10 protein-coding genes are annotated in these 19,603 nt (G+C 38.6%); 8 read left to right on the top strand and 2 right to left on the bottom strand.

Features of this window, described 5'->3' with window-relative positions; translation table 11 throughout:
- Window positions 1-61: 61 nt before the first annotated feature.
- Both BUC16_RS04655 and BUC16_RS04650 read right to left on the bottom strand, forming a co-directional pair.
- A complete protein-coding gene (locus BUC16_RS04655) occupies window positions 62-1,999 on the bottom strand; it encodes a sialate O-acetylesterase (protein WP_084546094.1) in 1,938 nt (645 codons plus the stop codon).
- A 16-nt stretch (window positions 2,000-2,015) separates the two neighbouring features.
- Window positions 2,016-4,253 carry a glycoside hydrolase family 3 N-terminal domain-containing protein gene (locus BUC16_RS04650; RefSeq protein ID WP_170860849.1) on the bottom strand — a complete coding sequence of 746 codons (2,238 nt, stop codon included), beginning with the start codon at window positions 4,251-4,253 and terminating at the stop codon, window positions 2,016-2,018.
- A gap of 233 nt (window positions 4,254-4,486) precedes the next feature.
- On the opposite strand from BUC16_RS04650, the gene BUC16_RS04645 reads away from it, so the two are divergent.
- The 8 genes from BUC16_RS04645 to BUC16_RS04610 all read left to right on the top strand — a co-directional run bounded on the left by BUC16_RS04645 (window position 4,487) and on the right by BUC16_RS04610 (window position 19,600).
- Window positions 4,487-6,655, top strand: a complete 2,169-nt coding sequence (locus tag BUC16_RS04645) for an alpha-glucuronidase family glycosyl hydrolase (protein WP_073368286.1) — start codon at window positions 4,487-4,489, stop codon at window positions 6,653-6,655.
- 78 nt (window positions 6,656-6,733) lie between these two features.
- Window positions 6,734-7,846, top strand: coding sequence for an endo-1,4-beta-xylanase (locus BUC16_RS04640; RefSeq protein WP_073368285.1), 1,113 nt, complete (start codon window positions 6,734-6,736; stop codon window positions 7,844-7,846).
- 12 nt (window positions 7,847-7,858) lie between these two features.
- Entirely contained in the window at window positions 7,859-8,980 is a 1,122-nt protein-coding gene (locus tag BUC16_RS04635) for an endo-1,4-beta-xylanase (protein WP_073368283.1), read from the top strand.
- A gap of 255 nt (window positions 8,981-9,235) precedes the next feature.
- Complete coding sequence (locus BUC16_RS04630) at window positions 9,236-10,669, top strand: MFS transporter (RefSeq protein WP_073368282.1); 1,434 nt, start codon at window positions 9,236-9,238, stop codon at window positions 10,667-10,669.
- A gap of 29 nt (window positions 10,670-10,698) precedes the next feature.
- Complete coding sequence (locus BUC16_RS04625) at window positions 10,699-11,721, top strand: glycoside hydrolase family 43 protein (protein WP_073368280.1); 1,023 nt, start codon at window positions 10,699-10,701, stop codon at window positions 11,719-11,721.
- Window positions 11,722-11,741: 20 nt separating this feature from the next.
- Complete coding sequence (locus BUC16_RS04620) at window positions 11,742-13,034, top strand: glycoside hydrolase family 30 protein (RefSeq protein ID WP_073368279.1); 1,293 nt, start codon at window positions 11,742-11,744, stop codon at window positions 13,032-13,034.
- A 143-nt stretch (window positions 13,035-13,177) separates the two neighbouring features.
- Entirely contained in the window at window positions 13,178-15,940 is a 2,763-nt protein-coding gene (galB, locus tag BUC16_RS04615; protein ID WP_084546093.1) for a beta-galactosidase GalB, read from the top strand.
- A gap of 564 nt (window positions 15,941-16,504) precedes the next feature.
- Window positions 16,505-19,600, top strand: a complete 3,096-nt coding sequence (locus tag BUC16_RS04610; protein WP_084546092.1) for a SusC/RagA family TonB-linked outer membrane protein — start codon at window positions 16,505-16,507, stop codon at window positions 19,598-19,600.
- The last annotated feature ends 3 nt before the right edge of the window (window positions 19,601-19,603 follow it).

Genomic DNA, 19,603 nt, shown 5'->3' with positions numbered 1-19,603 from the left:
TTCACAGTAAATCATGAAAAAACTCCTTGCGCTTATTTCAAAGTTCAAGGAGTTTTTTCAATTATTTCTTTTTCACTTCAAATGGTGTTGACGGCAATCCTTCTTTTGAAAATAAATTGGCCGCAGCTGGATTGTTATCCCAAGCGTATCGAACCACCGTTGGATTACTGATTTTATCATTCCAAACTTCGACTTTATTTCCTGTTATTTTGGCATTTGCCCAAACAAAATTGACTCCGTCATTGGAAATGGCGAACGACTTTAATTCCGTTCCTTTTTTTATGGTCAATCCGCCTCCAACATTGGCAAACCTAATAATTACTTTATCCTTTTCGAATTTAGAATCATTAGGCATTGGACTTGAAGCAGTAATTTTGTTTTCTCCATAAATCATTTTGCTTGCCAATAAAGCCAAACGATGTCCCACTGCATCTTTGTTCAAGGGATGAATGTCATTCCATTCGCCAACATCTATCGTGACGGCCATTCCGGTATTTTTAACCTTTAGCGTTTCCAGTTGCGATTGTCTTAAAGCCGCCCAATTGCTTTCCCTAGGTTCTGGATAATCTTCCATGAAATTGGCCAATTGCACGAATAGAAAAGGAAAATTGCCTTGTCCCCATTTCGCTCTCCAATCACTAATCATGGCAGGGAATGTTTGCGCATATTCTTTGGCATTAAAAGTATTGGCTTCGCCTTGATACCACAAAACACCCTTGATTTTTAAATTCAACAATGGTGCAATCATCGCATTGTACAATCCTACTGGTTTCCAACGAATGAATGTTGGCCCTTGCAACGGCTTCATTTCCGTGCCTAATTTGCTTTTCCATTCTCCTTTTAAATCAATCGTGTCTTTTCCCACGGCCAAATAATATGGTTTATCCAAAACAAATCCACCGTTGCCAATACTGTTGATTACTCGAATGGCTATGGTGTTTTTTCCTTCCTTCAAAATTGTCGGTTTTACTTCATAACGACGTGGAGGATATTGATAGCCTGTAGTTCCAACGAATTCGCCATTTACATACACGAAATCTTGATCGACAATTCGACCCATAAACAATTTGGCAGGTTTGCCGACCATTGCTTTTGGCACTTCAATTTCTTTTCGAAACCAAACCGCCCCGTTTACTTTCCCGATGGATTGGTCTGCCCAATAACCCGGAATTTGCATTTTCGACCAATCATTATCATTGATATTGGTTTGACCCCATTGTGCGTTTTTGTCCGAAAGTCCTTTGTCATTCGCATTTATAAGCGCATACCAATCTTCATTTCTTTTTTTGTCGCTGGTTTCTATTTGCTTGATTCTTTCGTCGTTTTTGAATTTCTGCGCCTCTTCATGTGCTTTTGGAAACGCAACCAAAGCCTCTTCACTCATCCAGGATTCCACCGGAGAACCACCTAAAGCCGAATTGATTAAACCAATGGGAACATGTTGTTTTTCATAGATTTCCTTGGCAAACAAGTAAGCCACGGCAGAAAATTCGAGCACGTTTTCAGGATTGGCAGATAACCAATTTCCGGAGTCTAAATCGGTTTTTGGATTTTTGAAATCATATTTGTCGGGCACTAAAAACTGTCGAATATTGGTATTTTTAGAATTTTTGATGACTTCCCCATACTTTTCTTTTACGCGTTCCATCGGAAGTTCCATATTCGATTGCCCGGAACAAATCCAAACATCACCAAATAATATGTCTTGAATTTTTATTTCATTGCTCGCTTTCAAAACCATTTCATAAGGCCCACCAGCCTTTTGAGAAGGCAACATTATAGTCCAATTACCTTCTTGATCGGCTTCGGTTGAATAGGTTTTGGTTTTGAATTCCAATTTGATTTTTTCCTTTGGCGAAGCCCAACCCCAAATTTTCACTTTCACGTTTCTTTGCAAAACAATCCCATTACTTATTAATCTAGGCAATTTAATTTGGGAAAAAAGTTCATTCGATGGAATGAAAAGAAGAACAATTAATGCAATTTTTAATTTATTCATTTTAGATATTTTTATGCTATTTTATTGCAATTACGGCCTCAGCCATCTTAGGTGCTCCCAATTCAAAACTTCTCTTCATCGGGCTGGAACCGCCCACATATATTTTGAATTCTCCTGATTCTATAACTCTTGAACCATCATTTTTCACCATTTCGAATGCTTTTGGCGTCAACTGGAACGAAACTTCAGTCGATTCTCCAGGCTCCAAAGTGATTCGTTTGATGTTAGTCAATTGAAAATTAGGCACTTCAACCGAAGCCACCAAATCGGAAACATACAACTGTACCACTTCATCCGATTTTACTTTTCCTGAATTGGTCACTTTTACAGCAACTCTGAGATTGTCTTTTTTGGAAATTTTTGTTGAAGAGACTTTGGCTTCTCCATACGTAAAGTTGGTGTAACTCAATCCAAATCCAAACGGATATAATGGATCTACATTCATGTATTTATAAGTCCGCCCTTTCATTGCATAATTTTCATAAGGAGGCAATTGTCCCAAAGATTTAGGAAATGTAATTGGCAATTTTCCGGAAGGCGCTATTTTTCCGAAAATAACATTCGCAACTGCAGTTCCCCCTTCTTCGCCTGGATACCAAACCAATAAAACAGCATCGGCCAATTCCTGCACTTCGGCAAGATTCATTGGACTTCCTCCTGTAATAACGGCAATTATTGGTTTTTTGTTTTCCGGATTTTTGTCGGCAGCTTTTCTTAATTTTTTGAGGTATTCAATTTGATTTTGAGGCAAATTATAATCCAATCGATCTCCGGCAGTTGGTGATGCGATTGATTCTCCTTCTTCTCCTTCTATCAGTCCTGAAATTCCTAAAGCCACAATGGTCGCATCACTGTTTGCCGCATTCCCGGTTGACCAATCTATTGGGTTCACGGGAGCTTGATTCAGCATTGTTCCCAAAGTGTAGTTCAGTTGGCTGGCTTTGTCAATTGCCCCAGCCACTCCTTCTAGAATGGTAACTAAATTTGGGTTTACACCATAATAATTTCCCAATAAAACATCAGTATTTGTTGCATTAGGTCCTGTGACAAAATATTTGGAAAGGTCATTTTTTAAGGGCAAAATGCCATTGTTTTTCAACAAAACAATTCCCTTTTGCGCCACTTCTTTTGCCAATTCTCGATGCGCTTTACTGTTCACTACATCAGCAGAAATAGCATCATAAGGATTACTTCCCATTGGATCAAACAAACCGAGTTTAAATCTGGTTCTCAATAAAACTGCCAATTGATTGTCAATTTCTTTTTCCGTAATCAATCCTTCTTTAACTGCTTCTGGCAAGGCTTTGTATGAACTTCCACAATTCAGGCTTACCCCGCTTTTTAATACCAATACCGCAGCTTCGGCTTGTGTTTTTACGGTCCCGTGTCCGCCTTTGTCTTTTGGGGTATAAAAATCGTCTATCGCTCCACAATCGGTTACCACGTGTCCTTTAAAATGCCATTGTTTCCTTAAAACATCCGTAATCAAGTATTTGTTCGCACAACAAGGTTCTCCGTCAGTACTGTTGTAAGCACACATAACGGACTCCACTTTAGCTTCCACCAATGCTTGAAAAGCCGGCAAATAGGTTTCCCAAAGGTCTTTTTTCGTCACTTCGGCATTAAATTCGTGTCGCAATTTTTCTGGACCACTATGTACGGCAAAGTGTTTGGCACAAGCCGCAGTCTTTAAATAATTGGGATCATCCCCTTGCAAACCTTTTACAAATGCAGTTCCAATGGTGGCGGTCAAGAAAGGGTCTTCACCATAGGTTTCCTGGCCACGACCCCAACGAGGATCCCTGAAAATATTGATATTGGGCGTCCAAAAAGTCAATCCACCGTATTGTTTGTTGAAGCCTTTGGCTTTTGCCGCATTGTGCATCGCCCGAGCTTCATCGGAAATTGCGGAAGAAACCCTGTAAGCCAAATCACTGTCGAAAGTGGCTCCGAGCCCAATCGCTTGAGGAAAAACGGTTGCAATTCCGGAACGACCCACGCCGTGAAGCGCTTCATTCCAATAACTATAAGGAAGAATTCCCAAACGCTCGATTGCCGATGTATTGTTCATCATTTGATCTGCCTTTTCTTCCAATGTCAATCTGGAAATCAGGTCTTGAATCCTTGCATCAATTGACAATGAAGTATTGTAAAAAGGTAAATCCTGTTTTTTTTTATCAATGACTTGCCCTTTGCAAGGAAGTATCACCATCAACAATAAAGCAAGTACAGTGTTTTTTGAAATTATTTTCATATTTGGGATATTTCTTAAAATTTTATCTATTTTTTTACGAATATAAAAAAAATACTGGAAAATTTTTTTTATATGCCTCAATGTTTTACTTTTACGCAACCGATTGCAAATATAAATAAAAAACGATATAATTATTAAAACCAGAAAAAAATATAACTTAAAAACTTATGATTCCATATATTTCCTCTTTCTTTAAAGAAGAGTTTTAATGTCATAAAAAATAAAGAACAACCATGAATCGTTTACCATATATATACATCCTGTTTCTATTACCCATGCTGATGATTTCTCTTAACGTATCTGCGCAAGAGGATTATAAATTATGGTTGCAATATGCAAAAGTCCAAGATTCGAAATTGGCCACGGAATATAAATCCAAAATCAATGGAATTGTTGCTTTGGAGAATTCCGAAACAATTCAAGTGGCTTCAAAAGAGTTGCAATTGGGACTTTCTGGTTTATTAGATACCAAAATTGAAGTTCAACAAAATATTGACAGCGAAAATGCATTGATTTTTGGTTCTAAATCTTCTCTTGATGAAGATATTCTGAAAAACCTGAAAAAAGAATTTGACCAAATTAATGACGAAGGCTACATCATTAAAACCATACAAGTAAAAAGCAAAAATCACATTCTTATTACGGGCAAAACCGATGTCGGCGTATTTTATGGCGTATTCCATTTTTTGAGACTGCTCCAAACCAAAACATCCATCGAAAATGTAAACATCGCGGATGCTCCAAAAATTAACGTTCGAATACTGAATCATTGGGATAATTTAAACCGAACTGTTGAACGTGGTTATGCCGGTTTTTCACTTTGGAATTGGCAAAAATTACCTGATTTTATTGACCAACGTTACATCGATTATGCACGTGCGAATGCTTCAATAGGTATCAATGGAACGGTTTTGAACAATGTAAACGCCAATGCCTTAATCCTGACTCCCCAATATTTAGAAAAAGTGGAAGCTTTGGCAAATACATTTAGACCTTATGGAATAAAAGTATATTTAACAGCGAGATTTTCGGCTCCAATAGAAATTGGAGGATTGAAAACTGCCGATCCTTATGATGCCGAAGTGAAAAATTGGTGGAAAGAAAAAACCAAGGAAATTTATAAAAGGATTCCAGATTTTGGCGGATTCTTGGTAAAAGCCAATTCTGAAGGACAACCTGGCCCACAAAATTATGGTCGAAACCACGTTGACGGAGCCAATATGTTGGCCGATGCCGTGGCTCCTTTTGGCGGAATAGTGATGTGGCGAGCCTTTGTATATTCGGAGCACGATGTCGATGATAGAGCTAAACAAGCCTACAGCGAATTTGTTCCTTATGATGGTCAATTCAGGAATAACGTGATTGTCCAGGTAAAAAATGGCGCTATTGATTTTCAACCCAGGGAACCTTTTCATCCCATGTTTGGCGCCATGCCAAAAACGCCCTTGATGATGGAATTTCAAATCACGCAGGAATATTTGGGTTTCAGCACCCACTTGGTTTATTTACCGAAATTATTCCAAGAAGTTTTGAAATCCGATACTTATCGAAAAGGGAAAGGCTCCACGGTCGCCAAAGTAATCGATGGTTCATTGGACAATCACAAAATTACCGGAATTGCGGGTGTTGCCAATATCGGCAACGACATCAACTGGACGGGTCATCCATTTGCGCAAGCGAATTGGTACGGTTTTGGGCGATTGGCTTGGAATCCTAATCTTGATTCAGAAGCTATCGCCGATGAATGGTTGCGAATGACTTTTTCCAATGATGAAAATTTTGTGAATCCCGTGAAAGAAATGTTGCTGAAATCCAGGGAAGCGGTGGTGAATTATATGACGCCACTAGGCTTGCACCATATTATGGACACCGGCCATCATTATGGTCCGGGGCCTTGGGTGAGCAACCTCTCCAGGCCGGAATGGAATCCGGTTTACTATCACAAAGCAGACAAAAACGGTATCGGTTTTGACCGCTCCAAAACAGGAAGCAAGGCCACGACACAATATGCACCAGAAGCGGCCAAAATATTCGACGATGTAAAAACTTGTCCCGAAAAAGACTTGTTGTGGTTTCATCATTTGTCTTGGGATTACAAACTGAAAAATGGTCAAACCCTTTGGAATGGAATGGCATTGAAATACCAGGAAGGGGTTGACGAAGTTGCTGCAATGCAATCAACTTGGAACAAAATGGGCAACTACGTGGATGAACACCGATTCAAGGAAGTTCAAATGTTGCTCAACATACAGCACAAAGAAGCGAAATGGTGGCGTGATGCTTGCCTATTGTATTTTCAACAATTTTCTGGAAAGGAATTGCCGAAAAGAGTCGAAAAACCAACACAAACTTTGGAATATTTTGAGTCCTTGAAATTTCCGTTTGCACCAGGAAATAATTAATATGCATCACAATCCGGGGATTTATACATAAAACAAAAAAAGCAGAAAATTAAAACAACATTAAATAAAATACGAATTATGAAAATAATCAAAAATTTAGCGATAATCATAGCTGCCACTCTAGTGAGTTGTGGTGGTGGATCAGAAAGCGACCCTGTTGCCACTCCAACTCCGACACCAACGCCAACACCTACTCCAGCAGCCACAACATTGAAAGCAGCCGTTACTTTCCCCATAGGAATGATTGTTTCTGCAGACAGGCTGTCTGGTAACGACAATAATTTCACGACAGTATTGAATAAAGAATTCAATAGTGTTACTGCTGAAAACGACATGAAAATGGCATCAATGTTTACCGCCCCAAACACTTATGATTTCAGTAAAGGCGACGCAATAGTTGCTTATGCGAAAGCAAATGGAATACGAGTGCATGGACATGCCTTGGTTTGGCATAGTTCAATACCAAATTGGCTGAAAAACTACGCTGGAACTGATGCTGAATTTGAAGCACAAGTAAAAGGATATGTTAAAGCAACGGTGGCACACTTTGCATTGGCTAAAACAGCAGCCGGAAAACCTGTTGTCGAAAGTTGGGATGTCGTTAACGAAGCTTTTACCGATGGTGCTTATGCAGCCGCTTTTTACAAAAGAATCCCTAATTATCTCGTAAAATGTTTCACTTGGGCCAGAGAAGCAGATCCAACCGTAAAGTTGTTTTACAATGACTACAATCTGGAAAGTCAAGGTTCTAAAGTAACCGAAGTAGTAAATATGGTCAATTCTTTCAAAGCAAATTCGACCCCTATCGATGGAATTGGCTTGCAAATGCACGTCGATTACGTGACAACAAGCATGTCGACTTTGGCAGCTAATTTAACTACCATAAAAAACACGGGACTTTTAATTCACTTTTCTGAATTGGACATGACGGTGAATATTTATAAAGATTTAACTACTTTAACTACCGAAAGATCCAATGCCCAGAAAGCAAAATACAAAGAAATTGCCGTTTTGTACAAAACAATTCCTGCGGCACAAAGATTTGGAATAACCTTTTGGGGAATGAGAGACAGCGAGAGTTGGTTATTGAGTTTTCACAACAACTCAAACGAATGGCCTCTATTGTTTGATGCCAATTACGGATACAAACCTGCATACAACGGTTTCCTTGAAGGATTAAACCAACAATAAAAAAACAAAACGATGAAATTTACAAAACCATTTTTAGTATTGGCGACAATGCTTCTAATCAGCAGTTGCAATTCGATTCCAAAAAACCAAGAGAAGGTCATTTCTCTTAAAAATGCTTACCAAAAAGATTTCTATATTGGATCAGCATTAGACACCAATCAAATCAAGGAAAAAGACGCTGGGGTTTCTAGTTTGATTGCAAAGGAATTCAACAGTATCACCGCCGAAAACTGCATGAAATCAATGTTTATTCATCCCGAAAAAGACAAATTTGATTTCAAAATGACCGATAATTTTGTTGCTTTTGGAGAAAAACACAAGATGTTCATTCACGGACATACCCTTCTATGGCACAGTCAATTGGCTCCTTGGATAGCACAAATAAAAGACAGTGCCGCAATGACCAACGCAATGACCAATCATATTTCAACAATTGTCGGGAAATACAAGGGAAGAATAAATTCTTGGGACGTGGTCAACGAGGCTTTGAACGAAGACGGAACGTTGCGAAAAACAGTTTTTTTGGATACTTATGGAAAAGAATATTTGACTTTGGCTTTCAAATTGGCCGCCAAAGCGGATCCGAAAACCGACTTGTACTATAATGATTATAACTTGTGTCAACCAACAAAGAGAAAAGGAGCTGTTGCCTTGGTTAAAAACCTTCAAAAAAATGGAGCCAAAATTGACGGTGTCGGAGAACAAGGGCATTGGAACCTGACCTCTCCATCGCTGGATGAAATTGAAAAAACCATTCTTGATTTTTCTGCTCTTGGACTAAAAGTGTCTTTTACGGAATTGGACATTAGTGTATTGCCCAATCCTTGGGATGTGGTTGGAGCCGACGTAAATCAAAAGTCTGAAGCCAGCGAAAAAATGAATCCTTATCCCAATGGTCTTCCGGATGCTGTTCAAATTCAATTGGCAGCACGCTATGAAGCTATTTTCAAGCTGTTTACAAAACACCAAGACAAAATTGACAGGGTTACCCTTTGGGGAGTGAATGACGGTCAATCCTGGCTGAATGATTGGCCAATAAAAGGAAGAACCAACTATCCCTTGCTCTTTAATCGTGAATTCAAACCCAAAAGTGCCTATAACAGCGTGATGAGTCTGAAAGAAACCAAAAAATAAATAGACAGAAGGTTAAAAAACAGTCATCTTCTTTAATTTGACTGTTTAAAAATAAAACATCAATAAAAAAACCTATTAATTAATGACAAATTTGTTTTTTACAAAGTTTTGCATACATTTACACAACCGATTGTTTAAAATGTAGTCATGGCAAATAGGTTCATAAGACTATTTTAATCATTCATTTCCAAAACCAAAAAACTCAAATAAAACTTGATTCATCAAGATTTCAAATTAACTAACATAACCCAAAAAATGAATTCTACTTCCCAAAAACTATCCGTAAAAGAAAAAATTGGTTACAGTCTAGGTGACCTTGCCGCCAACTTGGTATTCCAGACATTGATGACCTATCTTGCCTATTTTTACACGGATATATACGGATTGACGCCAACGCATTCCTCCATAATAATGTTGGTCGTGGGGTTAATTGCCGCTTTTATTTTCAACCCAATTATTGGAGCCATTGCCGACAGGACCAACTCCAAATGGGGAAAATTTCGGCCATGGATTTTGTGGACGGCAGTGCCGTTGGGAGTTATAGCATTATTGGCTTTCACGACTCCCAATTTCTCCTATCAGGGAAAAGTAATTTATGCCGTGGTGACTTATTCGCTGTTGCTGCTGTTTTATGCCAGCAACAACTTGCCTTATTCTGCATTGAGCGGTGTAATTACGGGTGATATGTCGGAGAGAAACAGTCTTTCGTCCTATCGATTCGTTGCCGTGATGTTTGCGCAATTCTTTGTACAAGTATTCATGCTTGGCATCATCAAAAGTGCCGGAAACGGGGACAAAGCCATCGGGATTGAAAAAGTGATGACTGTTTTGGCCATCGTCGGAACCATTATGTTGTTGATTACCTTTTTGACGACCAAAGAAAGAATCATACCTAAACCGGAACAAAAATCCAGTATTAAAGAAGATTTAGGCGATTTGGTCAAAAACAAGCCTTGGCTAATTATGCTGACTCTTACCCTATTGGTATTCATAACATTGGCAATGAAAGGCGGATCTTATGTATATTATTTCGAAAACTATGTGGACAAGGCGCAATTAGCCATTTTCATTCAGCCCATTTTAGATTTTCTTTCCACGATAGGTTTGAATACTTTTGGTGATGATCCCATTTCAGCGGGATTTGGATTGTTCAACGCCGGTGGAATTATTTTCATGATTGTTGGTATTACGTTGTCTAAAAGTTTCGCCGATAAATATGGCAAAAGAAATGTATTTGGTTTTTTCCTGTTCCTTTCAACACTATTTATAATCGCGTTTTACTTCTTTCCTCCTGCATCGGTAAGTTTAATGTTTGTTTCCCAAATTCTTCACGGCTTTTTCTACGGCATTACCATCCCGCTTCTTTGGGCCATGATTGCCGATGTTGCCGATTACTCGGAATGGAAAAACAATCGCAGAGCCACAGCCATTATTTTTTCGGCCATGATGGTTGGACTAAAAGCAGGATTGAGTATTGGAGGAGCATTGACGACATCGATATTGGGTCATTTTGACTATGTTCCCAATTCATTGGTTCAACCCGAAAGTGCCATTAACGGAATTAAATTATTGGTAAGCATATTTCCTGCTATACCCTTTTTAATTGGAGCTGGATTATTGTTTTTCTATGAAATCAACAAGAAAATGGAAGTGCAAATTGAATCTGATTTAAAAGAAAGAAGAGCTTAAATATTACATTAAAATATAAAAATACGACTATGTCTGAAGAAAGCATTGAGCATATTGATTTTGACGCAATCAATGAAAAAGCCATTTCGCAACCCTTGGTATCACACATATACACCGCCGATCCATCTGCTCATGTATTCGATGGCAAAATATACATTTATCCTTCACATGACATTGATGCCGGAATTCCGTTTAACGACAATGGAGACCATTTTGGAATGGAAGATTATCATGTCCTTTCGATGGATAATGTAGATGCAGCAACTGTAGACAATGGAGTTGCCTTGCACGTAAAAGATGTTGTCTGGGCCGAAAGACAAATGTGGGCTCCGGATGCTGCCTGCAAAAACGGTAAATATTATTTGTATTTCCCTGCCAAACGTGTCAATGGTATTTTCCAAATTGGAGTGGCAATAAGTGATTCTCCAGTAGGCCCATTTATTCCGGAGCCAGAAGCCATTGAAGGAAGTTACAGCATAGATCCGGCAGTTTTTGAAGATGAAGACGGGAAATTCTTTATGTATTTTGGCGGAATTTGGGGAGGTCAACTTCAAAAATACCGAAACAACAAATATGCAGAAACAAATGAAGAACCGTTAGAAAAAGAACCCGCTTTAGGCCCTATTGTAGCTCAACTTTCAGACGATATGTTACAATTTGCCGAAGAACCGAAAGAAATCGAAATTCTGGATGAAAATGGCAAAGTAATATTGGCAGGAGACAACAACCGCAGATTCTTTGAAGCATCTTGGTTGCATAAATACAACGGAAAATATTATTTTTCCTATTCAACCGGGGATACCCATCTCATTTGTTATGCCACTGGAGACAATCCTTATGGGCCATTTACCTATCAAGGAATAATACTAAATCCTGTTATTGGATGGACTTCGCATCATTCCATTTGCAAAGTGGATGAAAAATGGTATCTGTTTTACCACGATTCCAGTCTATCAAAAGGGGTGACCCATTTAAGATCCATTAAAGTAACCGAAATCAAGTATAATGAAGACGGTTCAATAGTGACCATAAACCCATACAGAGAAATTTAACTCAAAAAAACTTAGAATCCATGAAACTTCAAAAAACAAAACACAGTTTTTCAACCAGGATTACAAAAACAGTTTTAACACTGGCAATGAGCGGTTTTACAATTATTAGTTGTGGTGGCTCTGACGATCCTGCTCCAACACCGCCACCAGTAGATGTTATTGCCGCTGATGCTTCTACCATTGATTTTTCAAATGAGCAACAAACCATTAGAGGATTTGGTGCAGCGACAGCATTTCGCCTTGAATCACCATTGAACAACTCCGATATGGATCTGCTTTTTGGAAATAATCAAGGTCAAATTGGGCTTTCCATTCTAAGGATTAGAGTTGCCAGTGATGACGTTCCGGCCGAAAGAGCCGTAGAATTGAATCATGCCTTGGCAGCAAAAGCGAGAGGAGCCATTATTGTTGCATCCCCTTGGAGTCCACCTGCAAGAATGAAGACCAACAACAGCCTTATAAAAGGATCATTAAAAACAAGTTCTTATGCAGAATATGCCACCTACTTGAATGATTTTTCCAAATACATGAAGGCCAATAATGCGCCTTTATATGCTATTTCCATGCAAAATGAGCCCGACATCGTAGTAGATTATGAGTCTTGCGACTGGACAGCTGCACAAATCATGGATTTTTTAAAAAATAATGCCGCTACCATTAACGATACAAAATTAATTGCCGCCGAGTCTTTCAATTTTAATCGAAACATCTCGGATCCTTTCCTTAATGATGCAGCAGCCGCAGCAAATGTATCTATTGTTGGAGGCCACATTTATGGCAGTGGTTTGGATGATTATCCTTTGGCCAAAAGCAAAGGAAAAGAAGTATGGATGACGGAACATTTGGTGCTCGAAACTACTTGGGATGCCGTTTTGGGAACAGCAAAAGAAATACATGATTGTATGGCGACCGCTAACTTCAATGCCTACATTTGGTGGTATGGAAAACGTTATTATGGGCCGGTAGGCGACGATGGAATTGTTACGAAAAGAGGTTATGTCATGTCCAACTATACCAAATTCATTAGACCTGGTTACATCAGGGTTGGAGCAACTAAAAACCCTAAATCAAGTGTTTTTGTGAGTGCTTATAAAGGAGATGGAAAAACTATTATTGTTGCCATTAATACCGGAAATGATATTACAAACCAACAATTTGCTTTTAAAAACACAACCGTGACATCAGTGACTCCTTATGTAACTTCTCAAACCTTGAATTTGGTAAAACAAGCAAATGTAAATGTAAACGCATCCATAGGCGCTTTTTCATATTCATTACCTGCTAAAAGCGTTACCACTTTTGTGAGCAATTAATGAAGTCGTGAATTCTCTATTGGGTGTAAGACTGCCACAAAAAGTTAAGAATAAAGCGCAACTTAACTTTTTGTATCTATTTATTATTTAGGATTTTAGCGACATAAACAGAACTCATCTGAAAAATTACCAAAACAATTACAATGAATACAAAGCTATTAAACAGTATTTTTTTTAAAATAAAAAATCTTGGTTTCTTGATTATAGTTGTTTTATTCACATTCAGTGGGTTAAATGTATGTGGCCAAAATCTAAAATCCAACTACAAAAGAGAACGCATTAAACTCAACGAAGGATGGCATTTTATGCTTTATGACGCCAACCCGGATAACCTTATATATGATGTTCGTCCTAAAATAGAGGCAGAAAACGACAGCAAGGTTGCCGACTCCAAACCCACCGAAGCGGTAAAAGTAGAAACAAAAGAAGATGTCCTGAAAAATTGGATTCTTCCCTCTGCCAATGACTTCATAAAAGACCCATCCAACAAACACATTCGTCCCGAAGGAAATCCCGGTGCTGATTTCCCATTTGTAAAAGCAGATTTCAAAGATGATGCTTGGGAAAAAGTGACCTTGCCTCACGATTGGGCCATCACTAAACCTTTTTATGTGGGCGACAATCCTGAAGTGGGTGGTGGAATGGGACGCCTTCCTAGTCAAGGCGTTGCTTGGTATCGCAAAAAATTGGACATTGCAACAACCGACAAAGGTAAAATCATCTATTTGGATGTTGACGGTGCCATGTCTTATGCCATAGTTTGGCTCAATGGTCATCTCGTAGGTGGCTGGCCTTATGGTTATAATTCTTTTCGATTAGACCTGACTCCATTTCTAAATTACGGAGGACCAAATCAATTGTCCATCAGGATTGACAACCCAAACCATTCGGCAAGATGGTATCCTGGAGGAGGAATTTATCGCAATGTTTGGCTGACCAAAACAGCACCGGTACACGTAGCACAATGGGGAACGTTTATAACCACACCTGAAATTTCCGTAAATGAAGCTTCCATCAATCTTTCTTTAAAACTAGAAAACAAAACAACTTCGACACAGACAGTTCAAGCCAGAACACAAATCTATGCATTGGATGATTTTGGCAAAGCCAAAGGAAAAGCAATAGCTGATTTCCCTTCTGAAACCATTAATTTGAATCCAGACGAAAAACAAGTCAAGGAAAGTAAAATAAAACTAAAAAAACCAAAACTCTGGGGAGCCTATCCATCGCAAAAACAAAATCTATACTTAGCACGAACCCGTCTTTACATAGATGGAAAGCAAATAGATGAATACGACACCCCTTTTGGCATTCGCAAAATTGAATTTCATCCAATACAAGGATTATTGGTAAATGATGCAAAAATAAAAATACAAGGCGTAAACCAACACCATGATTTAGGAGCATTGGGAGCAGCTTTTAATGTAAGGGCAGCCCAGCGCCAGCTGGAAATGCTTCGCGAATTGGGTTGCAACGCCATCCGTTTGTCGCATAATCCGCCGGCACCGGAACTGCTTGATTTAACCGACCGAATGGGTTTTTTGGTAATCGATGAAATATTCGACAGTTGGGAACGCAAAAAAACGCCACACGATTTTCATTTAATTTTTCCCGATTGGCACGAACCGGACACTCGCTCTTTTATTCGTCGAGATCGAAACCATCCTTCAGTTATAGCTTGGAGTTTTGGCAATGAAGTTGGCGAACAATATACCGATGCTGCTGGAGCAACAATAGCACAAAAACTTCATGATATTGTGCATGAAGAAGATCCAACACGATTGGCTTCGGCATCACAAAATTATGCAAAACCAGACATGCCTTTTTCCAAAGTAATGGATTTTATGAGTTTGAATTACCAAGGTGAAGGCATCAGGGACGCACCGGCTTATTTGCATCTAAAAGGAGGAATACGTACTTCTCCCCTTTATCCTGCTTTCCAAAAAGCTTTCCCGGATAAAATGATTGTTAGCAGTGAAACAGCATCGGCATTAAGTACTCGCGGTTCTTATATTTTTCCCGTGACAGCGGAAAATTCAGCTCCGGTAAGTGATGGCGTGGGAGCCAATCCCCTGACCAAGGAAGTAAGTGCCTATGAATTGTACACCGCTCAATTTGGTGCATCACCCGATAAAGTTTTTGCCACCCAAGACCGCCATCCTTATGTTGCAGGTGAATTTGTTTGGACTGGCTGGGATTATCTAGGAGAACCAACTCCTTATTATTCGGCTCGCAGTTCCTATTCCGGAATCATCGACTTGGCCGGATTCAAAAAAGACAGGTTCTATTTGTATCAATCTCGTTGGAGACCCAATTTGCCGATAGCCCATATTTTACCACACTGGAACTGGCCAAATCGTGTTGGTGAAATTACCCCGGTTCACGTATTCACTTCTGGCGATGAAGCCGAATTGTTCTTGAACGGACAATCGCTTGGCCGAAAAAAGAAAGTAGAATTGGAATCCCGAATTCGCTGGGATGATGTAAAATACCAAGCTGGAGAACTAAAAGTAGTAGCGTATAAAAACAGTAAAATTTGGGCTGAAGAAACAGTAAAAACTACCGATAAAGCAACAAAATTAGTGGTCATGGTTGACCGTCCAGAAATAAAATCAGATGGAGAAGACCTGGCTTTCATCACCGTAAAAATCACGGACAAGAACGGATTAATGGTGCCGAATGCCAACAGCAAAATCAGGTTCAGCATAGAAGGTTCAGGCGAAATAGTGGCGACCGACAATGGCGACCCAGCCAATTTAGTATCTTTTACATCGCACGAACGAGAAGCATACAATGGGATGGCATTGGTAATTGTTCGTTCCAATAAAAGAAGTAAAGGTACAATTACATTAGTGGCAACCTCCGATGGACTGGAAAAAACAGTCCTAAAAATTAAAAATAATTGATTCAATTTTTTTTGTCACGTTGCTTAAATTTCAATCCATACGCATAAAATAAATCAAAAACCCCGCTTTGGAAAATATTTTCAAAGCGGGTTTTTTACTTCTGGTTCATCAAGAATACAAACTGTAATGCGAAAATAAATCCACACCAAAAGCCAACACCCAATTTTGAGCTATTTTGTTTATTAAATTCCTAAAATCAAATAAAATTCCACATTTACCAATTACGGAAAAACATATAAATAACAAGCCAGAAATTACACATTCCAGAAATTAAAAAACCCTTATCACCATTGGGATAAACTAATATTTACCTCTATTTGCAATTGTAGATTTTATAAAAAAACATTTCTTGTAAAACACTTTAAATATGGGATAATGGAATTTATTTTATTTTTTTTCAAGATTTCGAAAAAAAAATACGCAACCGATTGTGTGTTATATATTTTTTAATATATTTGCTATGTTAAATTAAACGGCATATAAATTATATTCTCCATAAAAAAAGAATTAAAATATTACACATAATTTAATACTAAACTAATTAACCAATTAAATCATTTATTTATGACTAACTTTTTATTTATTAAAAGCAAATCAAAACATTTTAAACATTTGGGGTTTTTACTCCTGTTGTTTATGTTTTCCGTAGGGGTGAATGCCCAAACAACAGTTTCTGGAATTGTTTCCGATCCGTCGGGCCCAATCCCTGGGGTAAATATTTCTCTAAAAGGGGGCAAAACTGGAGTATCAACAAACATTGACGGAAAATATACCATCAACAATGTGCCTTCCGGCGCAATATTGGTTTTTAGCTTTGTAGGGTATAAAACCCAAGAAGTAAGTGTGAAAGGCCAATCCCAAATTAATGTATCCCTTGTTGACGAATCAAGCACCTTGAAAGAAGTAGTGGTTATTGGGTATGGCTCCACTAGTCGTTCCAATGTGACTGGAGCCATCTCTTCCATAGGTGCAACAGAACTTGAACGCGTTCCTTTGCCAAATGCCGCAGAAGCTTTAAGAGGACAAATAGCAGGGGTTCAAGTAACCCGATCTAGCGGACAACCTGGTTCAAATGTGTCCATCAAAATTCGTGGTACAAAATCATTGGGCGGAACCCAAAACAGCAACGTTGACGCTGCCAACCAAGCAGTTATCGTAGTTGATGGAACTCCGATATTGGGAGGGAATTTATCAGAAATCAATCCAGATGACATCGAAACCATGACAGTGTTGAAAGATGCTGCTTCTGCCGCAATCTATGGAGCAAGTTCTTCCAACGGTGTTGTCCTTATTACCACTAAAAAAGGTAAAGTTGGCAAATCTGAAATCACGGTAAATTTATCCACTGGGGTGGCTAATTTAGCCAACAAAATTGATTTTGCCAATGGAATTCAATACGTTAAATATTTGCAAGACGCTACAGTTGGTGGACAAATTTCGAATGGACAACCAATAGTTGTACCACCCGTGAATACTTTGATAGGAACTACCGAATTGGCTAATTTTCTTGCCGGAACAGATGTTGATTGGCAAGATTTATTGCTAAGACAAGGTCTTACCACCAATGCAAACATAGCAGCATCTGGAGGAACAGACACCTTTCATTATTACATGAATGCTGATGCATACAGTGAAGAAGGGATTTCTGTAAGTTCAGATTACAAAAGATATTCTTATCGTTTAAATGCAGATTATTCTCCTAGAGAATGGCTAAAAATAGGATCTAGAGTACAACTTTCTAAAAGTTTTGCCGATGAAACCAGTAACGTAATTAGTGAATTCAACCAAAACGGAGGTTTTGCACCATTTATTCCAATTTCAAACAACACGCCTCTTGGAACCGTTTACAATCCTGATGGCAGTTATACCAAATTCATCCGTCCTGACCAATTTCAAATCAATCCACTATATCGATATAATGAGTCCCAGATAGACAGAGAAGTAACGCGTACAATCATCAATCCTTATTTTGACGTAAGATTAGGAGGCGGATTTACTTATACTCTTAATGCCAGTATAGAAAACAGGGATGAATTTTATGGTAAATTTTTATCTTCTTATTACAAAGATGGTGATCCAAATGAGGGAACAATTAGCAAAGCTACTAGTTTAAGCTACTTGGTAGACAACATCATTAATTACAAAAAAGATTTTGGAAAACACAATGTAACAGCCACTTTTGTTTATGGAGTTCAACAATTTAAATATGAGCAATTACAAGGCTTCTCCAAAAGATTACCTACAGATTTATTAGGTTACCACGCATTGGATGATGCTTTGCCTAGCGACGATGAAGTAAGCTGGAACACGGACGAAAGCGGAAAAGCGTATCTTGTGGGTCGTGTGGGTTATAGTTTTGACAATCGTTACATCGCTTCTCTTTCTGTACGTAGAGACGGGTCTTCAAAATTTGGTCCTAATCACAAATACGGTACATTTCCAGCAGGATCATTTGCTTGGAATGCGCACAACGAGAGTTTCTTGAAAGAAAACAAAACCATAAACGATTTGAAATTCAGGGCAAGTTTTGGTGTAACTGGTAGCGACAATTTTCCTACCTATTATTATAGAGCGAGCACGAATAGTGTTCAAATCCCGATGGGAGGAACTACCATATTCAACGGTTATGGTGTAGGTACAACAGCTGCAAATCCTAACTTGAAATGGGAAGAAAGTCGCCAGTTCAACATAGGTCTTGATTTTGGTCTTTTCAACAATAGACTAAGCGGTTCCGTTGATTACTACCAAACAAACAATGTTGATTTATTGTTGTTCGAACAAATTAATCCAGTTGTAAATAGTGGTTTTGACAGATACCCATCCAACATTGGAGAAACTAAAACAAGAGGTTTAGAGTTGACCCTTAAAGGAACAGCCGTAAAAACACAAGATTTTAGTTGGGTTGTTAGTGCCAACTGGTCACAAGACAAAAACGAATTGGTTAAGTTGAGCGCAGGTGACACGGATGCCAACGGCAAACCTATTGACAACGTGGCCAATGGATGGTTCATCGGACAAGACATCAGGGAAATTTATGATTATAAATATATTGGAGTATGGCAAACAACGGAAGTAGCTGATTTGAACGCCAACAATGCCAACGTTTTTAATGCAAAACCTGGAGATCCAAAAATTGCAGATATTAACGGAGACAAAGTTATCAATGACAAAGACCGTACCTTTTTAGGAAATCCAACTCCAGACTGGTATGGCGGTATCACCAATACTTTTAACTATAAAGGTCTTGAACTATCCGTGCTTTTTGAAGCAGTGGAAGGTGTGACAAGAATCAACAGCTATTATGGCTCTTATTATCCTGCTTCCCAACTGTCAAATGTAATCAATATCGATTACTGGACACCGGACAATCCAACCAACGCCTTCCCTAGAATAGGTGTTAATGGAGGCATGATGGGACAATATGCCAATGCCATAAAAGTACAAGATGCCTCTTTTGTTTGTTTGCGTAACGTTTCTTTGACTTATTCAATTCCAAAAGATTTCTTGAAAAGAACTTTTATTAAAGATTTATCTTTTTCAGTACGTGGAAATAACTTGAAGTATTTTACAGATTACAACGATGCTTTTTCTCCAGAATCAGGATCGGGTTCTTATCCAATAACAAAAACTTGGACTTTTGGAACTAAATTAACTTTTTAAGCA

Origin of the sequence: Flavobacterium fluvii, assembly GCF_900129545.1 — a bacterium.
Taxonomy (GTDB): domain Bacteria; phylum Bacteroidota; class Bacteroidia; order Flavobacteriales; family Flavobacteriaceae; genus Flavobacterium; species Flavobacterium fluvii.
Note: the sequence above shows the minus strand (reverse complement) of the source record. Positions and strands in the feature narration are given on the sequence as shown.